Source organism: Polaromonas sp. P1_G1, assembly GCF_056405595.1.
The window spans coordinates 53,412-70,087 of record NZ_JBFUBU010000020.1; the positions used below are offsets into that span (position 1 = coordinate 53,412).

At 66.6% G+C, this 16,676-nt stretch carries 10 protein-coding genes; 4 read left to right on the plus strand and 6 right to left on the minus strand.

Going from position 1 to position 16,676, the window contains the following annotated elements; translation table 11 throughout:
• Positions 1–153: 153 nt before the first annotated feature.
• Both AC1D1Y_RS12190 and AC1D1Y_RS12195 read right to left on the minus strand, forming a co-directional pair.
• Complete coding sequence (locus AC1D1Y_RS12190) at positions 154–1,089, minus strand: DUF808 domain-containing protein (RefSeq protein WP_477682578.1); 936 nt, start codon at positions 1,087–1,089, stop codon at positions 154–156.
• A 185-nt stretch (positions 1,090–1,274) separates the two neighbouring features.
• Positions 1,275–1,610: an ElaB/YgaM/YqjD family protein gene (locus tag AC1D1Y_RS12195; RefSeq protein ID WP_477654809.1), complete on the minus strand. Its 336-nt coding sequence runs from the start codon at positions 1,608–1,610 to the stop codon at positions 1,275–1,277.
• Positions 1,611–1,922: 312 nt separating this feature from the next.
• Here AC1D1Y_RS12195 and AC1D1Y_RS12200 point away from each other — a divergent pair, with 312 nt between their 5' ends.
• The 3 genes from AC1D1Y_RS12200 to AC1D1Y_RS12210 all read left to right on the plus strand — a co-directional run bounded on the left by AC1D1Y_RS12200 (position 1,923) and on the right by AC1D1Y_RS12210 (position 11,273).
• The gene (locus tag AC1D1Y_RS12200; protein WP_477654808.1) at positions 1,923–2,099 is read left to right on the plus strand and encodes a hypothetical protein; all 177 of its coding nucleotides are present in this window, start codon (positions 1,923–1,925) and stop codon (positions 2,097–2,099) included.
• 788 nt (positions 2,100–2,887) lie between these two features.
• The gene (locus AC1D1Y_RS12205) at positions 2,888–3,115 is read left to right on the plus strand and encodes a hypothetical protein (RefSeq protein ID WP_477682579.1); all 228 of its coding nucleotides are present in this window, start codon (positions 2,888–2,890) and stop codon (positions 3,113–3,115) included.
• A gap of 4 nt (positions 3,116–3,119) precedes the next feature.
• Positions 3,120–11,273: a glycoside hydrolase family 94 protein gene (locus tag AC1D1Y_RS12210; RefSeq protein WP_477682580.1), complete on the plus strand. Its 8,154-nt coding sequence runs from the start codon at positions 3,120–3,122 to the stop codon at positions 11,271–11,273.
• Positions 11,274–11,300: 27 nt separating this feature from the next.
• Here the strand turns inward: AC1D1Y_RS12210 and AC1D1Y_RS12215 are convergent, their stop codons facing one another.
• From AC1D1Y_RS12215 to AC1D1Y_RS12230, 4 genes are all read right to left on the minus strand, one after another.
• Positions 11,301–13,712, minus strand: coding sequence for an ATP-binding protein (locus tag AC1D1Y_RS12215; protein WP_477682581.1), 2,412 nt, complete (start codon positions 13,710–13,712; stop codon positions 11,301–11,303).
• The gene (locus AC1D1Y_RS12220; protein ID WP_477682582.1) at positions 13,712–14,401 is read right to left on the minus strand and encodes a hypothetical protein; all 690 of its coding nucleotides are present in this window, start codon (positions 14,399–14,401) and stop codon (positions 13,712–13,714) included. Before AC1D1Y_RS12220 ends, AC1D1Y_RS12215 begins: the two co-directional genes overlap by 1 nt.
• Before the next feature lie 92 nt (positions 14,402–14,493).
• Complete coding sequence (locus tag AC1D1Y_RS12225; protein ID WP_477682583.1) at positions 14,494–14,964, minus strand: group II truncated hemoglobin; 471 nt, start codon at positions 14,962–14,964, stop codon at positions 14,494–14,496.
• 27 nt (positions 14,965–14,991) lie between these two features.
• Positions 14,992–15,657 (minus strand): hypothetical protein, encoded by a 666-nt coding sequence (locus AC1D1Y_RS12230; RefSeq protein WP_477682584.1) that lies wholly within the window; start codon positions 15,655–15,657, stop codon positions 14,992–14,994.
• A 111-nt stretch (positions 15,658–15,768) separates the two neighbouring features.
• Here AC1D1Y_RS12230 and AC1D1Y_RS12235 point away from each other — a divergent pair, with 111 nt between their 5' ends.
• A complete protein-coding gene (locus AC1D1Y_RS12235; RefSeq protein ID WP_477682585.1) occupies positions 15,769–16,386 on the plus strand; it encodes an ABC transporter ATP-binding protein in 618 nt (205 codons plus the stop codon).
• Positions 16,387–16,676 lie beyond the last annotated feature (290 nt).

Genomic DNA, 16,676 nt, shown 5'->3' on the forward strand with positions numbered 1-16,676 from the left:
GCAGCGGGCCCGGGAAGCCGCCCTGCCCTCGCCACCCCAGCAAAAGGGGCGCTGGCCATTTCCCGTGCCGGACGAGCAGCCCACCGGGGAAGCCCGGGAGCACAAGAACGAATCACCGGAAAAACCGGCCCGCCCGGGCAAGTCGGACGCTTCTTAAGCGCGCGGCCGCAGCCGCTTGGCCAGGCTGACCAGCATCAGCGCCAGCGCGCCCGCCACCAGGCCCACCACCGCGTCCATCAACAGCGGCGTGAGCGCGGCCAGGAAAGCGCCCGCGCCGGCCGCCACCTGCTGCGTGAGCGATTCAATGAAGTGGTGCAGGGGCGCGAAACCGTGCGTGAGTATGCCCCCGCCCACCAGGAACATCGCGGCCGTGCCAGCCACCGACAGCCCCTTCATGAGCCAGGGCGCGGCCCACAAAATTGCCCGCCCCGTGCTTCGCTGCAGGCGCGGCCAGGCGCCCTCGCCCGCGCGCTGGTTCAAGTAGAGCCCGCCGTCGTCGAGCTTGACGATGCCGGCCACCAGGCCGTACACCCCCACTGTCATGAGCAGCGCGATACCGCAAAGCACCGCAACCTGCGTGATGAAAGGGCTGGCCTGCACCGTGCCCAGCGTGATCGCGATGATCTCGGCCGACAGGATGAAGTCGGTGCGCACCGCGCCCTTGATCTTGTCTTTTTCCAGCGCCACCAGGTCCACCGCGGGATTGGACAGCGCGGCCGTGAGCGCCTCGTGCTCGGCGGCCTGCTCGTGCGCGCTGTGCATGAATTTGTGCGCGAGTTTTTCAAAACCCTCGTAGCAGAGAAAGGCGCCGCCCACCATCAGCAGCGGCGTCACCGCCCAGGGTATGAAAGCGCTGATGGCTAGCGCCGCCGGCACCAGGATGGCCTTGTTGATGAAAGAGCCCCGGGCCACGGCCCAGACCACCGGCAGTTCGCGGTCGGCCTTGACGCCCGAAACCTGCTGGGCATTGAGCGCCAGGTCGTCGCCCAGCACACCGGCGGTCTTTTTGGCGGCGACTTTGGAAAGCAGCGCCACGTCGTCCAGCACGGTGGCGATGTCGTCAATCAGTGCGAGCAGGCTGCTGGCCATAGGTATTCTTTTTCGTCAGGGCCGCGGCAATGAGCCGCAGTGGGTGTCAGAGGCATCCGGCGCATGGTGTTGTAGCTGTGGCGCGCCGAGGAAGAGCCGCCCACTTTACCCAAGTTCTTACCCAAATTCCGCTACGCAAAAGAAAAGCCGCCCGCAGGCGGCTTGGCTTCAGTTGCAGGCGAGACTCAGCGCGCGGTCAGCCGCCCCAGGATAAAGCCAATCGCCAGGGCAGCACCCACGGCTTCCAGCGGCCTTTCCTGCACCCAGGATTTCGAAACTTCCAGCGCATGCGCCGGCGCTTCGCTGATGCGGCGCGTCTGGTCGGCAAAGCGGTCGGCCACATTGCTGGCGGTGCCCGCCAGCTTGTCGACGCCTTGATGCGCCGCCGAGGAAGCACGGTCCACCGCGCTGCGCGCCGGATCGGCCACCTTGTCGATGCCGCTGTGGAGGGCCGCGCCGGCGGACTCGACGCCGCGCTGGATGGGATTGCCGTTGGCGGAGGATGCTGTGGTTTTGTCCATGATGCTTCTTTCAAAAAAATTCCACACAATAGGCAGAAGGCGCAAGAGAGAACCAAGAGAGAACTGCTTGATTGACAGGCCATGCACGCGGGCCGTCGCCGTCTCTTTCGACTGTAGGCAGGCGCACGGCAACAAGCTGTGCGCCGGAAGACAGGCCGGGTGTAGGACAACAGAGTGTTACGGCAGTGCACGGCTTGTCGGCTTGCACTGACAGAGAAACAGCCGCTTGGCTTGGCGGGCCGCGCCGCCCGTTCGCGCATCATCGCCCCAAGCGTCTAGAGGCGTCGCCCAACCAGAGCCAAGGAGAAGATCATGCCCAGGATAGCCAGACCCGCATTGAGAACCGGCTCGGCCGACAACGGCCAGCCGCGGCACGGCCCGCCCGAAGAGGCGCCGGACGATGACGATGCGCTGGAGTTACCGGTGGAGCCTGATGAGGGGACGCCCCTCATCCCGGACGATGAGCGGGTAGTGAATGTTCCTTCTTGAGGCCGGGTCTTGCGCCGGCCTGCGCGCCCTTGCCCTTTGATAAGGCTTGCTGGCCGGGAGTGGCCCGGCGGCCAGTAACTTTCTTTTGCTTCGCCAAAAGAAAGTCACCAAAGAAAAGGCGACCCGCAGTCTGGGTCCCTACGCTTCGCTACGGGCAACCTGCGGTGCTCGACTACGGCGGGGTCTCGCGCAAACTCGCTTCGCTCARACAAGCGCGATCCCTGATCCGCYTRYSTCTGCGCTCCTCGGCCCAGCCAGGACGGGGCAAGCGGGAGCGGARTCGAAATCGGGAACAGAAGAAAGATACCAAAGAACAAACCAAGACAAACAAGGACTCGCCWYGGCGAGTCCTTGTTTCTTCARGTATTTGGWWTTGGTATTCCTTCCCCACCCCTTGTGGATGCGCCGAGGAGCGCAGGTTCAGGCGGATCAGGGATCGCGTTGTTTGAGCCGAAGGCGAGTTTAGCGAGACCCCGCCTGAACCGAGCACCGCAGGTTGCCCGTAGCGCAGCGAAGGGACGCAGCAACCAGGGTCGCCTTTTCTTTTGCTTACTTTTCTTTTGGCGAAGCAAAAGAAAAGTGAGTAGCCGCCGGGCTACCCCCGGCCAGCAAACCCATGCAGAGGGCGCATCCGCAGAATGCTCAAAAACCGCCTGCTGTAGGCTTTGTCCTAGACCAACTCCAGCCTCTTCCGATGGCGCCGCCGGGCCGCGCTCCCTAGGATGGAGACAGCACGGCGCGATGCGGCATCCCGCGTCGCCGTGCTCCCCACCCCGGAGCGCAAAATCATGACCACCCTGGAGATCATGGCCGACAGGCCGTCGGCCCTTCACACCGATTTTGTTTCCACCGACGCCGCCGACCTGGCGTCGCACATGGACCAGTGCGCGCATTCGCGCGGCCGCTTCTTCACGCTCCAGACCGGGCTGCAATCCGCGCATTCGGTGGTCTCGCCGCGCATCGTGACGGTCGCGCTTATCGTGGCGATCTGCCTCGGCCTGCTGGCGCTAGCCTGAGCGCGTGGCTACCGCTGTCCTTGAGCGGCTGGACACCTTAAGCGCCTACGCCCGGCAACTCCTGAGCGGCCATCGCAGCGACATACAGCAACCGATACGCGCCGAACTGTTCGGTGCCCAGCGCTTTGAAGAGCACGGCCGCAGCCTGGCCGCCGCGCAACCCGTGCTGCCCGCCGGCAGCGAGCACAGCGGCCCGCCGTTCTTCCCGCGCGTGCAGGAGAACATCGCCGCCATACGCCTGGCCTACGACTACATCGCGCTGACCTCGCGTAGCGGCCACTACGTCACGCCCGCGGCCGAATGGCTGCTCGACAACTTTCACCTGGTGGAGGCGCAGCTCCAGCAGATCCAGGAGGGCGTGCCGCATCGCTATTACGCCGACCTGCCCAAGCTGGCGGACAAACCCCTGCAAGGCCTGCCGCGCGTCTACGGCATCGCCTGGGCCTACGTGGCGCACACCGACAGCGTGCTGGACCCCGTGCTCTTCACCGCCTTCCTGCATGCCTACCAGGAGGTCAGCGAACTCAACCTCGGCGAACTCTGGGCTCTGCCCACCACCCTGCGCGTGGTGCTGCTGGAAAACCTGCGCCGCATGGCCGACCGCATCGCCTGGAACAAGGTCGCGCGCGAGGTGGCCCACGCCGCCTGGGACAAAGCCGACGCCCTGAGCCTGCGCGATCTCGACGAACTGCTGGCCCTGATGCAGGCCCACGGTCTGGAGCGCAGCTACCTCACCCAGCTGTGGCAGCGCATGCCCGTTGAGCGCGCCGAACCCGATTTGCACCCCGCGCTCCTGCTGGTCCGCTGGGCGGAACGGCACTGCACCGACGCCCTGGGCATGATCGGCGAAGGGCAAACCGTGCAGGTGGCCGCCAACCTGACCGTCAGCAACATCATCACCACCTTGCGGCTGATCGGACAAGTCGAATGGGTCGAACTGATCGAGCCCGTCAGCCATTCCCTGCAGGTGCTGCGCCGCTTGCCCAGCTTCTCACGGGAAAGCGAGATGACGCGCCAGCAGATCACGCGCGCCATGGAGCGGCTGGCGCAGCAAAGCGGAAAATCCGAGCGCGCCGTCGCCGAAGCCGTTCTGGCCGCGGCACGCCTGCCCAACAACTCCATGGTCGCGCGCACCGCGGGCTACTACCTGATAGGCCCGGGCCGCCCGATGCTCGAGGCCGCGCTGCGCCCCGCGGCCGGCCCGCGCAAGGCTTTGCCCAGCACCGAAACGCCGCGCGCCTGGCGCCTGCCCCTGTTCGCGGCCGCCTGGGCCGCCGGCACCGCCGCGCTGCTCACCTGGGCGCTTCATCCGCTGACCGTGCTGCTGCTGCCCTGGCCCGCCTGGGTGGCGGTGTTCCTCATGGCCTGGCCGGCCTCCGAAGCCGTCGTCGCGCTGATGCATCGCCTGATCGCCGAATCCACCCGCATACAGCCGCTGGCGCGCCTGGACTTCAGCGCCGGCATTCCGCCCGAGCACCGCGTGCTGGTGGTGATCCCTTCCATGCTGTCGTCCATTGAAGCCAACGGCGAACTGGCGCACCGCCTGCATCTGCACTGGCTGGCCAGCCGGGAGGCCAACGCGCAATTCGCCCTGCTCACCGACTGGGCCGACGCCGACACCGAACGCACGCCAGGCGACCAGGCGCTGTTCGACGACGCGCTGGCCAGGCTGCGTGCCCTGAACGCGGCCTACCCCGTGGCCCAGGGCGCGCCCGCCCGTTTTGTGCTGCTGCACCGCCCGCGCACCTGGTCGGCCAGCGAGCGCCGCTGGATTGGCTGGGAGCGCAAGCGCGGCAAGCTCGAGATGCTGCTGCGCCACCTGGCGCAGCGCTCCGGCCCCGGCTTCCTGCCCGTCGGCGCCGACATGCGGCTGGCCGAGGGCACACGCTACGTGGTCACACTGGACAGCGACACCACCCTGCCCGCGGGGTCGCTGCGCGAACTCGTGTCAATTGCCGCGCATCCGCTCAACACCCCGCATGTCGACCGCAAAACCCGGCGTGTGACCGCCGGCTACGGCATCTTGCAGCCCCGCGTGGCCACGCCGCTGTCGGCGCACCACGAGCGATCGGTATTCCATAGCCTCTTTGCCGGCCAGCGCGGGTTGGACCCTTACAGCAGCGGCACCTCCGACCTCTACCAGGACGTGTTCGGCATGGGCAATTTCACCGGCAAGGGCCTGCTGCATGTCGAGGCCGTGCACGCCGTGCTGGACCGCCGGCTGCCCGAAGGCGCCATCCTGAGCCACGACCTGCTCGAAGGCAGCATCGCGCGTTGCGGCTATGCGGGCGATGTCGTGCTGATGGAAGACCACCCGCACCATGCCGGCGTGGCGGCCTCGCGCGTGCACCGCTGGACGCGCGGCGACTGGCAGCTGCTGCCGCTGATGCTGCGCCCCGCCGCCTTCGGCATAGATGCCCTGGGCTTGTGGCGCATGGCGGACAACCTGCGCCGCTCGCTGCTCGCGCCGGCCTGCTTCGCGCTGCTGGCCTGGGTGGTGTTTACCGGTGCGCTGCCGCTGGGCACCGCCCTGGCCCTGAGTTTCCTGGCCTTCCTGGCCGGCCCGCTGATGGGCGCACTGGCGGGGTTGATTCCCACGCGCCGCGGCATCGCCTGGCTGCATTTTTTCGACGTTGGCATGCGCGACGTGGGACGCAGCCTGGCGCAGGCGGCCTGGCAGTTCAGCCAGCTGGCGGTGCAGGCCGCCCTCATGGCTGACGCCGTGGCGAGGGCCCTCTGGCGCATGGCCTTCAGCCGCAGGCGCCTGCTGCAATGGACCACCGCCGCCCAGGCGCAGGCCTCGGCGCAATACACACTGGGCACCTTTGTGCGCGGCCACGCCGCCGTATCCTTCGCCTGCGCCGCGCTCACCGTGGCGGCGGCCTGGAGCCCCCATCCGGTGGCCGGCCCCGCGCTCTTCCTGTTGTGGGCACTGGCGCCGGTGGTCGCCTGGTGGGGCAGCCAGCCGGCCGCGGCCGCGCCGCACGGCGCGCTGAACGCCGCCGACCGCGACTACCTGCTCAAGCTCGCGCGCCAGACCTGGCGCTTCTTCGAGCGCGTGGTCGGCCCCGAAGACCAGCACCTGCCGCCCGACAACCTGCAGATGGAGCCCGAGCCCACGCTGGCCCATCGCACCTCGCCCACCAACATCGGCCTGTACCTGATGGCCGTGGCCTGCGCGCGCGAATTCGGCTGGATCACCGGCACCGAAATGGCCAGGCGGCTGGCCGCTACGCTGGACACGGTGGAAGCCCTGCCCAAGCACAACGGCCATCTCTTCAACTGGTATGAAACGCGCACGCTGCAGGTGCTGCAGCCGGCCTATGTCTCCACCGTGGACAGCGGCAACCTCGCCGGCCACCTGCTGGCGGTGGCGCAGTCCCTTCGCCTGCTGGCGGCCCAGGCGGGCACCGGGCCGACTGAAGCCGCCCGCTTGATGGCGCTCGGCGAGCGCTGCGAAAAACTGTGCATGGCCATGGACTTCAGCGGCCTTTACAGCACCAAGCGCCACCTCTTTCACATCGGCCTGCGCGTGCATGAGCAGGCGCTGGACGCGAGCTTTTACGACCTGATGGCATCGGAGTCTCGCCTCACCAGCTTCCTGGCGATTGCCAAAGGCGACGTGCCCCGGCGCCACTGGCAGGCGCTGGGCCGGGCCTTCCTGACCGTGGGCGTCACGCCCGGCCTCAAGTCCTGGTCGGGCTCGATGTTTGAATACCTGATGCCCTCGCTGGTGATGATGGAGCCCGACGAGGGCCTGCTGCACATCTCCGGCCTGGCCGCGGTCAAGGAGCAGCAGGCCTACGGCGAATCCCAGGGCCTGCCCTGGGGCGTCTCGGAATCGGCCTATTTCGCCCAGGACCACACGCTGGCCTTCCAGTACTCGCCCTTCGGCGTGCCGCGCCTGGCCCTGCGCCGCACGCCGCCCACGGACCGCGTGGTCGCACCCTATGCCAGCATCATGGCGACCCAGTTCATGCCGCGCGAAGCCGCGGCCAATTTGCGCCAGCTTGAACAGTGGGGCGCGCGCGGCGAGTATGGTTTTGCCGACGCGCTGGACTTCACCGTCGCGCGCCAGCCCGGCGCGCAGGCCATGAGCCTGGTCAACACCTTCATGGCGCACCACCAGGGCATGTCGCTGGTGGCGCTGTGCAACGTGCTGTGCGATGAAGCACCACGGCGCTGGTTCTCCTCGGCGCCGCTGATGCAGGCCTTTGAGTCGCTGCTGCATGAAAAGACGCCGCGCCAGATCATCGAAAGCGCCGATCCCCGCGCCCTGCCCGAGCCGGACGACGCGGCCCGGACCCAGCTTTACCACTCGCGCGAGCTGGACCCCGCCGCGCCCGGCTGGCAGCCCACCCAGTTGCTGTCGAACGGGCGCTACAGCGTGGCCCTGCGCGCCAACGGCGCCGGCGTCAGCCGCTGGCGCAGCGGCGACAAGACCTGGAACATTTCGCGCTGGCGCGACGACCTGCTGCGCGATGCCTGCGGCACCTTCATTTACCTGCGCCCGGCGGGGCAAGACCGGCTCTCGTCCCTCACGCTGCATCCCGCGCCGCACCCGGACTGGCGCTACAAGGCCACCTTCCTGGCCGACCGCGTGCAGTTTGATGCGGCATCGGAGCAGCTGGAAATGCGTACCACCGTGCTGGTCAGCCCCGAAGACGACACCGAAATACGCACCGTCACGCTGCACAACGTCTCCAGCGCCGATATCACGCTGGACGTCGTGTCATGTTTTGAGGCCGTGCTGACCGACCCGCGCGCCGACGAAGCCCATCCGGCTTTTTCCAATCTGTTCATCGAAACCCAGTGGCATGCCGAATGGCGCGCCCTGCTGCTGACGCGCAAGGCCCGGCTGCAAGGCGACCCGGCCATGGCGGTGGCGCACTTCCTGGCGGATTCCGAGGCCAACGTGCGGTCCATCGACTTCATCGCCGACCGCCGTAGCTTCCTGGGGCGCAACCGCGGCCCCGCGGAGCCCGCGCTGCAAACGCAGATCCACGGCGAAGGCGGCACGCCCATCAACGGGCTGGACCCGGTCGCCGGGCTGCGCGTGCGCATCCGCATCCCGGCCGGCGGTGTGGCAAGGCTCAGCTTTGCCACCGCCGCCGCGCCCAACACCGACGAGCTGGCCGCCCGCATCGACAAATACCTGCAGCCCATGCACGTGGAACGCGCCACCCGCATGGCCGCCACGCTGGCCCAGGTACGGCTGCGCGACCTCGGCGTGGACCCCGAGGAAAACGCCGCGCTGCAAGACCTCAACACCGCGCTGATGTACAGCTGCACCCGCCCGGTGGGCGAGCGCGGTCTGGTGGACCAACGCCAGCTCTGGCGCTTCGGGATTTCCGGCGACAAACCCATCGTGCTGGTACTCATCCACTCCAGCAACGGCATGGCGTTGGTGCATTCCCTGCTGCAGGCCCAGCCCTGGTGGAGTTTTTGCGGCCTGGCCGCCGACGTGGTGATCCTCAACAGCGAAGTCAACTCCTACCTGATGCCGCTGCAGCGCGACATCCTTGCCCTGCGCGACCGCACGCTGCGGCAGGCTGAAAACAGCTTTCCGGGCCGGGACGCCGGCGGCTTTTTCCTGTTGCGCGAGCAGGAGATCGTGCCCTCCGAGAAAGCCGCCCTCACGGGCCTGGCGCGGGTCATCCTCGTGGCCGACGGCCGGCCGCTGGGGCAGCAGGCCGCGGCGCTTCAGGCCATCGGCAGCCCGCAGCGCACCGGCACGCCCGCCGGGGCCCTGCCGCCCACGCCCCACGCCGCCGGCACCGCGCAAGCGCCGCAAGGCCACTTTGATGCCGCCACCGGCGAATTTCAGTTTGTGGTGGACGATGCCCATCGCCCGCCTCGCCCCTGGGTCAACGTCATCGCCAATGCCGCCTTCGGTTTCCAGGTCTCTGAAGCCGGCGCCGGCTACACCTGGGCCGTCAACAGCCGGCTGCACCAACTCACGCCCTGGTCCAACGACCCGGTGGCCGACCCCTGTTTTGAACACTACCTGCTGCAGGACCTGGACACGCAGGCACTGCTGCCCTTGAGCGCTTGCGCCGACAGTGGCGCATCTTGCCGCGTGCGCCACGGCCAGGGCTATTCCGCCTTTGAATCCCTGCACGGTGCGCTGAAGGTAGAGACCACGTATTTCGCCGACATCAGCGAGCCCGTCAAGCTTGTGCAACTGCAACTGCACAACCAGGACGGCGAAACGCGCCGGCTGCGCGCGCTCGCCATGGTCGAGTGGCAAATGGGCGCGGGGCGCCACGAACGCCGCACCGTCCGCGCCTGGAAATCCGACGACGCGGCCTTCACCGCCGTGCTCGCCAAACAACGTGAAAGCCGCGCCGGCTTCGGCGGCAATACGGCCTTTTTGTCCGTCGCCGGCTTGCCCGGCCCGCTGCAGTGGACCTGCGATCGAAGCGAGTTCTTCGACGCCACAGGCCGGCTGGTGATTCCCGCCGCGCTGGGACAAAGCGCCACAGGGGGCGCGGACCCCTGCGCTGCGCTGGCGGGCCACTTCACGCTGGCACCGGGCCAGAGCCTGACATTGACCTTCGTGCTCGGCCACGCCGCCGATCCGGCAGCCGCCGAGCAACTGGCCCGCAACTGGCAGGCACGTGATTCCGCGCAAACGCTTGACGAGGTCAAGGCTTGGTGGTCCGGCCTGCTCGGCAAGCTGCAAGTGCGCACGCCCGACCCTTTGTTCGATGCCCTGGCCAACCGCTGGCTGCTCTACCAGACATTGGCCTCTCGCCTGTGGTCCAAGGCCGGCTTCTACCAGGCCGGCGGCGCCTTCGGCTTTCGCGACCAGCTGCAGGATGCCATGGCCTTCGCCCTCATCGAGCCCGATCGCCTGCGCCGGCAGATTTTGCTCAACGCCTCGCGCCAGTTCCCGGAAGGCGACGTGCAGCACTGGTGGCACGCGCCCGGCGGCGAAGGCGTGCGCACGCATTTTTCCGACGACCTGCTGTGGCTGCCCTATGCCTGCGCCTGGTATGTCGCGGTGACCGGCGACGCCGCCATCCTCGACGAGGAGGTCACCTTCATTGACGGCCCGGCGATCCCGGAGGGCGCCGAAGACGCCTATTACGCGCCGCAGACCAGCGCACAAACGGCCACGCTGTTCGAGCACTGCGCGCGCACCATCGACAAAAGCCTGGCCACCGGCGCCCACGGCCTGCCGCTGATGGGCACCGGCGACTGGAACGACGGCATGAACCGCGTCGGCCACGAAGGCCGCGGCGAATCGGTGTGGCTGGCCTGGTTTCTGTGCCGCGTGGTGCAGGACTTCGAGCCTCTGGCCCGCGCGCGCGGCGACAAACGCGCCGACAGCTGGCTGGCCGCGCGCCAGGGCTGGATCAGCGCCTTGCACAAGGACGGCTGGGACGGCGCCTGGTTCCGCCGCGCGTTCTTTGACAACGGCGCACCGCTGGGCTCCGCCGCCAACAGCGAATGCCGCATAGACCTGATCGCCCAGGCCTGGGCCGTGCTGTCCGGCGCCTCCACCGATGAATTCACGGTGCCCGCCATGCAGGCCATGAACGAACAGCTGGTCGACCCCGAGGCCGGCCTCTTGCGCCTGCTCACGCCGCCGCTGCAGCACTCGGCCGACAACCCCGGCTACATCCAGGCCTACCCGCCCGGCGTGCGCGAAAACGGCGGACAGTATTCACACGCCGCCGTCTGGGCCATGATGGCTCAGGCCGCCACCGGCGACGCCGAAGCCGCATGGGAGAGCTTCCAGGCCCTGAGCCCCGCCCACCGCAGCGAACACCCGCTGCGCGGACCCGTGTATGAACTGGAGCCCTACGTGATGGCCGGCGACATCTATGGCAGCGCGCCTTATGTGGGCCGCGGCGGCTGGAGCTGGTACACCGGCTCAGCCGCCTGGCTGCACCGCGCCGCCATCGAAAACATCCTGGGCCTGCGCGTGCGGCAGGGTGAACTGTCGCTGTCGCCGTGTGTGCCGGCGCACTGGCCGTCGTTTGAGATCGACCTCAAGGTGCAAGGCCATGCGCTGACGATTCGCTGGCAGCGGGATGAAGAGGCGTCCGAAGACCGGTTTCAGGCGGACCGCGTGGTCACGCCCGGGCAGGTCGTGTTGCTCGCGGAGTTGCCGAAAAACGCGCGACTGCTCGTGCAGGCAAGGAACTGAGTCACACACAATGGTTTTTCGCCGTCCCTATTTGTACCAATAAGGCGCCTTTTGCGCCCATTCGTTCTTTTTATAAAGAAGGTGTAGCTTGGTGTGCGCGGTGCGTGAAAGCGCCGCGTTGTCACGGCCGACACAGCCTCCGCGCGTGGATTGCACCGTGACATAAAGCAGCCACGGCAGGTCTGGATCGGCAGGCCGAAGCTCCAGGCGCTTGAGAACATGAGCACCGACAAAACTGGTGGCCGGCGGAATTTTGCGAAAGGCGGCCATCTCGGCGGCCACTTCCTGCCCGCTGTCAGCTTGCGGCTTGGGGCCATCCGGTTCACGAAGCGACCGGGCGGCTGTATTGCCCGAGCCCTCCGGACCGATGCTGCACCAGGCGCTGGCTGTGACGTCCTCCCGGGATTGTGGAGCCTGTTGATTCCTTGCCGCAACAGGCATGGCGGAAACCAGCGGCGACAGCGAATCCGTGAGGGACGCCATTACCAGCAGGTGCCGCCTCTCCTCGGAATTATTTTCGGCCACGTAGTTTTTTGCCAGGCCGCCCAAGCGCGGCAACAAGGCCGCGCTGCGCTCGGCCGCCGCATTGGCCAGTGCGGACTTCCCCAGCAAGTCCGCGCGCCACCAGGCGGCCGTTGCCATGCTGATCCGCAAAGGCCGCGAAAGTACGCTGGATTCGCTGAGCTTGAGCAGCTCCGCCGCGCTCAGGCGTTCATTGAGCCAGCGCCCGCCATCCTCATCGACCTGGGCGGCTTCCTCCTCAGCCGCTGATGCCAGAGCGGTTTGCCCTGTGTCGGGGTTGCTTTGGCTTGTCACTCGGCGTTGCACAAACCGTGAGGCATCTTCCAGACCCGTCGCCATGGCAAAGCGCTCACGGCGCAGCAAGTTGATGGCGCTGGTGCTTTGCGGCGCTTTGACCAGCAGGCGATCCGCACGGCTGCGCGCCTGATCGATCTGGCCGGCTGTTCGCTGCAGGCGAACCAGGTGGTATTGCACCGTCAAATACTCAGGCGCCGTCTCCGCAACGCGCTCGGCGGCCTGCACAAGTTCGGGTCTTGGTTCGGCAGCGGTCGCCAGCGCGGCGACCAGCCAGGCAGCGGACTCGCCGCGCACCGCCTTCCCGGCGGCCTCCCAGCGCGCCAGGGCGTGCGCGCTCTCAACCTGGCAATTGACAGTGTCGCTACGGGCCAGCGTACCTTCGCAGCCCTGCAGGGTGCGCATCCAGTCAAACCACGCATGCTTTGCACGCATCGCCTCGACAGGCGGGGCTGGGCCGTCCACCAGGTCGTTGGCCAACCGCCGCCAGTCCGCCAGCGCATCGTTGGTGTGCGGGTCGGCCTGCATGTCGTCAAGCTGATCGCTGAGCTGGGCAAAGCGCTGCACCGGTGTCAGCAGGAATGCGGCGCGGCGCAGCGTGGCGCGGACAGGCTCGTGCACGGGCTGAAGGGCCGGCTTGGCCAGGATGCGATTGCCGCGCGCGGTGAGCACGGCCAGCTGCGCCTGTTGCCAGGTGTCGCGGTGGTTGTTGAAGACTTCGCGGGCAGTCTTCTTCTGCTCCGGCGTGCCCTGCCCGTCCAGCAGTTTGCGCAACGCGGCGTCCCAAACCGGGCTGAGCGTCAACCGGCGCAGGCTGGTGCGCAAAGCCAGGTATTCGCCCCAGGCCTGCATCGGATGCCCGCTTTGGGTGCCGATCTTTGTGAACAACGCTTCCGCTTCTTCCAGGCGCCCACCATAGAAATGAGCGGACGCGATTTGATACTCGCGCCATTGCCGCCATGCAACAGGTTCACCATCAGGCAGCAAGGCCGGGATCTGGGGCGGCGAGGGCGGCGGTTTGCTGAACTTCGGCGGGGCGCCCGCCACATAGTCGCAAAACTCGAACACCGCATCTTGCGCGGCGACCCAGGCCTGCAAACGCGCCGGCGTGGCATCCCCGCGTGATTGCAGGGTTTTCAGGTTGGCGGCCGCGGCGGCCCAAGCCGGGTCGGGGCAGTTGCGGTAGCTGGTCCACGGGTCGCTGTATTCGGTGCGCCAGATCGCAGGCGCCACGCGGGGCGGTGCGCCGGCAAGGGCAAGGCGCGCCGCCAACCACTGGTTGGGGCCAGACAGCGGGTTGGTGAGGCTTGCGTATTCTTCGGAGCTGTTGTCGCAGCAGGCCTTTTCCAGCGGGCCCATGGCGGAGGCGCCGGATGACGAAGCCGGCGCGGCGACTACGGGCGTGCCACGAACAATGGCGCGCCAGGCCGGATACAGGAATACCCGGGGATAGCTCGTAAGTACCACGCCCAGTGAACCCGCTTCATAGCGCTCCAGGCGAACATCCGGCTGGACACGGGAAACAAAATCGTCGCTGGGACCGTCGGCTCCGCTGGCCTGGGCCGCGGGAAGGGTAAAACCGGTCAGGGCAAGTGCCAGCAGACCGCAGGCGGCCAGTCTCATCAAGGTAGTTCCGTTGGCCATAAATGGGGGTCTTTCCATCCGTTGTAATCAAACCAGTAGCGCCGGGGGTAGCGCTGCGAGATATCGTTTAGCTGCGGCTCCTGCCGCGCCAATCCTACCGCCGGCCCCCGGCAGCGCGGGTGGAGCTTCCCGGGCTGCTCACGCAGCAGGCTRCGCAAACGATGCGCATCAGGCCCCATGCGAAACATCATGGGCACGACCTCATCGGCGGCAATGGTGTCCAGCCATGCGCCTCCCTGGCACCACCATGCCAAAGCCGTGACGCTCAAACGTACTTTTGCGGGCAAGGCCTGGCGGATGCTGCGGACCAGCTGCAAATAGGCCTCGCGCCCACGCGGCCTGGCTTCATAGTCCAGTTGCACCCATCCCGAGGTGGACATGCGGGCCGCCGACACCACCGCATCCCGGATAGCTTCGTTGAAGGCGCCAGGTTGCACGGGAGGCTCCAGCAAGTTGAACTCCACATGCACGACGGGTGTCACACGAGTCGACGGGGCCAGCACCGGGATTTGCAAGCGCGGCCGTTCCCGCAAGGAAGTTCCACGCAGTTCGATGTTGTGCACCAGCAGAGCCAGCTCCGGCGATTGAAACTGGCTGGGCCAGGTTCGGTCCCATAGCCAGGGGATGTCGGTTCCGGGCGCGGCGAATACGTTGACCGACAGGCTCATGACAAGAATCCATCCCCACCGGCTCCTCATGAAAACCGATCCTGGTGCAAGCCCCGCAAGGGCATTTGAGGTACTGATGGCATTTATAAACGTCAGCCGAGATACGGACCTTTGACCTCGCCCCAGCCCCAGCGCGGCATGGGCGCATCGGGATCGACGGTGGCGCCCGGCTGCGAATTGATGACCGCCAGCCGCGAGCCCCATTCCAGGTAGCCCACCAGTGCCGACCGGAACTCCGGGTCCTCGGGCATGCCCAGTTCGTCCGCTGTCTCCAGCAGCAAGCTGACCCAGCGCCGTCGCTGCGCCTGCGCAAGGTGACGGTTCAAATGCTGGCGGATCATGTGCGGATGGCCACCATGCTGTTCCGAATACGTGGTTGGCCCGCCCAGGACCTCGCCGAGAAAGGCCGCGACATGGGCCGGATGCTCGTCGCCCATGTGTGCAAAGACGGGGCCGAGTAAGTCGTCCTTCTTCACGTGCTCGTAAAAGCGCGTGGTCAGGCGGGTCAGGGCTTCTATGCCGCCCAGCCATTCATAAAGGCTGGGGATGGTGCGGTCCGGCATGTTGGTGGCTCCTGTTAACGGGTCGCATCAGAGGGCAACCTCGCCCCTGATGGACTTGCATTGCCTGCAGATAAAGAAATAAAGCGCCGGGTCATTAGGGCAGTAGTCCAGCGACACGCCCGGGGCAAGCTGGGTTTGCAGCGAGGCCAGTTCCTGCATGCTGTGATTAGGGAAACCCAGGCAATCCGGGTTCATGCACTGAGCCGACATCCCGTTGCCCAATCCATGTGCCCCGCCGATCTGCGAATACACCTCCCCCAGCGATTCAAGGGCTTCGCGGTCCTGGGGGTTGAGAAAGGAAGTGTCAAACACGGCAGAGGCAAAAGAGACCGCACGGTATTGCTCGTAGGTGAATGGGAGTACGGAAAGCGGCTGCCGTGGCAAAGGCCCCAGCATGAGCGGCTCGGAATCGCTCTGCAGCACGGCATGAAGCTGGATGCCACTGGCTTGCGTCACGGAGTAGTGAATCCACCCCTGTGCCGTATCCATGACCAGGGGCAAAGCCGCCAGCCCCTCGATCTGAAGAAACGCGAGCGCGGGGTCGCGCAGGTCAAGGCTCAGGATATGCACAAAGCGCGATTCCGACGGCAGCCCGGGGACTTCGCACTCACCGCCGCAGAAATGCCGGTAGGCCGATTCGGCGCCGCCGATCAGGAGGCAAGGATTGCGGCGAAGCGAGTAGGTAAACATCATGATGGGTTTTCACTATAGCTTGCGACTGGCATTCCGATAAATCAGCCTAAGCGTTTCTACAATGGGCTGGCTTTCCACCCTGAACAGGAATACCTCATCAAACATCCTGCCGTGCTCGCCATTGAAGGTCTAGGTTTCAGCTACCCCAAGCCCAAGGTGGAGCTTTTCGCTCAGCTGTCCATCACCATCCCGCCGGGTGTCACCCTGGTGCAGGGCGGCGACGGGCGCGGCAAGAGCACGCTGCTGCGCTTGATGGCAGGCGCCCTGGCTGCGGATGCGGGGGAGTTGCAGCTGAACGGTGTCTCACTCAAAGAGCAGCCCGAGGCCTATCGCCGGCAGCTGTTCTGGATGGAACCGCGCAACGCCGATTTCGACCAGCTCACGCCGACGCAGTTCTTCGCATCGCTGGGCGGCCGCTATTCCGGTTTTGATGAAGCGCTGCTGGAGCCCTTGGTCGAAGGCTTGGGGCTGGAGCCACACATGGATAAAAAGATTTTCATGCTGTCCACCGGGTCGAAGCGCAAGGTGTGGCTTGCGGCGGGGTTTGCCTCAGGTGCCGACCTGCTGTTGATCGACGAGCCGTTTGCCGCGCTCGATGCGCCCTCGATTGCGTTTGTTAAAGAGTTGCTGGGTGGGATGTCGGCTTATTCTGGCCGGGCTGTGGTGATGGCGGACTATGGGGCTCCTGCTGGGGTGGAGTTGGCAGGTTTGGTCGATCTTGGGGACTGATTGGAGCCGGTCTTGCTCCGGCGGGGCGCTTCCTCCCCTCTGTACTCTTCTCTTGGTCTTGCTGGCCGGGGTTGCCGGCAGCAACTCACTTTCTTTTGCTTCGCCAAAAGAAAGTAAGCAAAGAAAAGGCGACCCGCAGTCTGGGTCCCTATGCTTCGCTTCGGGCAACCTGCGGTGCTCGAGCCAAGCGGGGTCCGGCTAAACTCGCTTCGCTCAGACAWCGCCGGCCCTGATCCGCTTGTCTCTGCGCTCCTCGGCCCAGCCAGGACGGGACAATCGGGAGCGGGGAC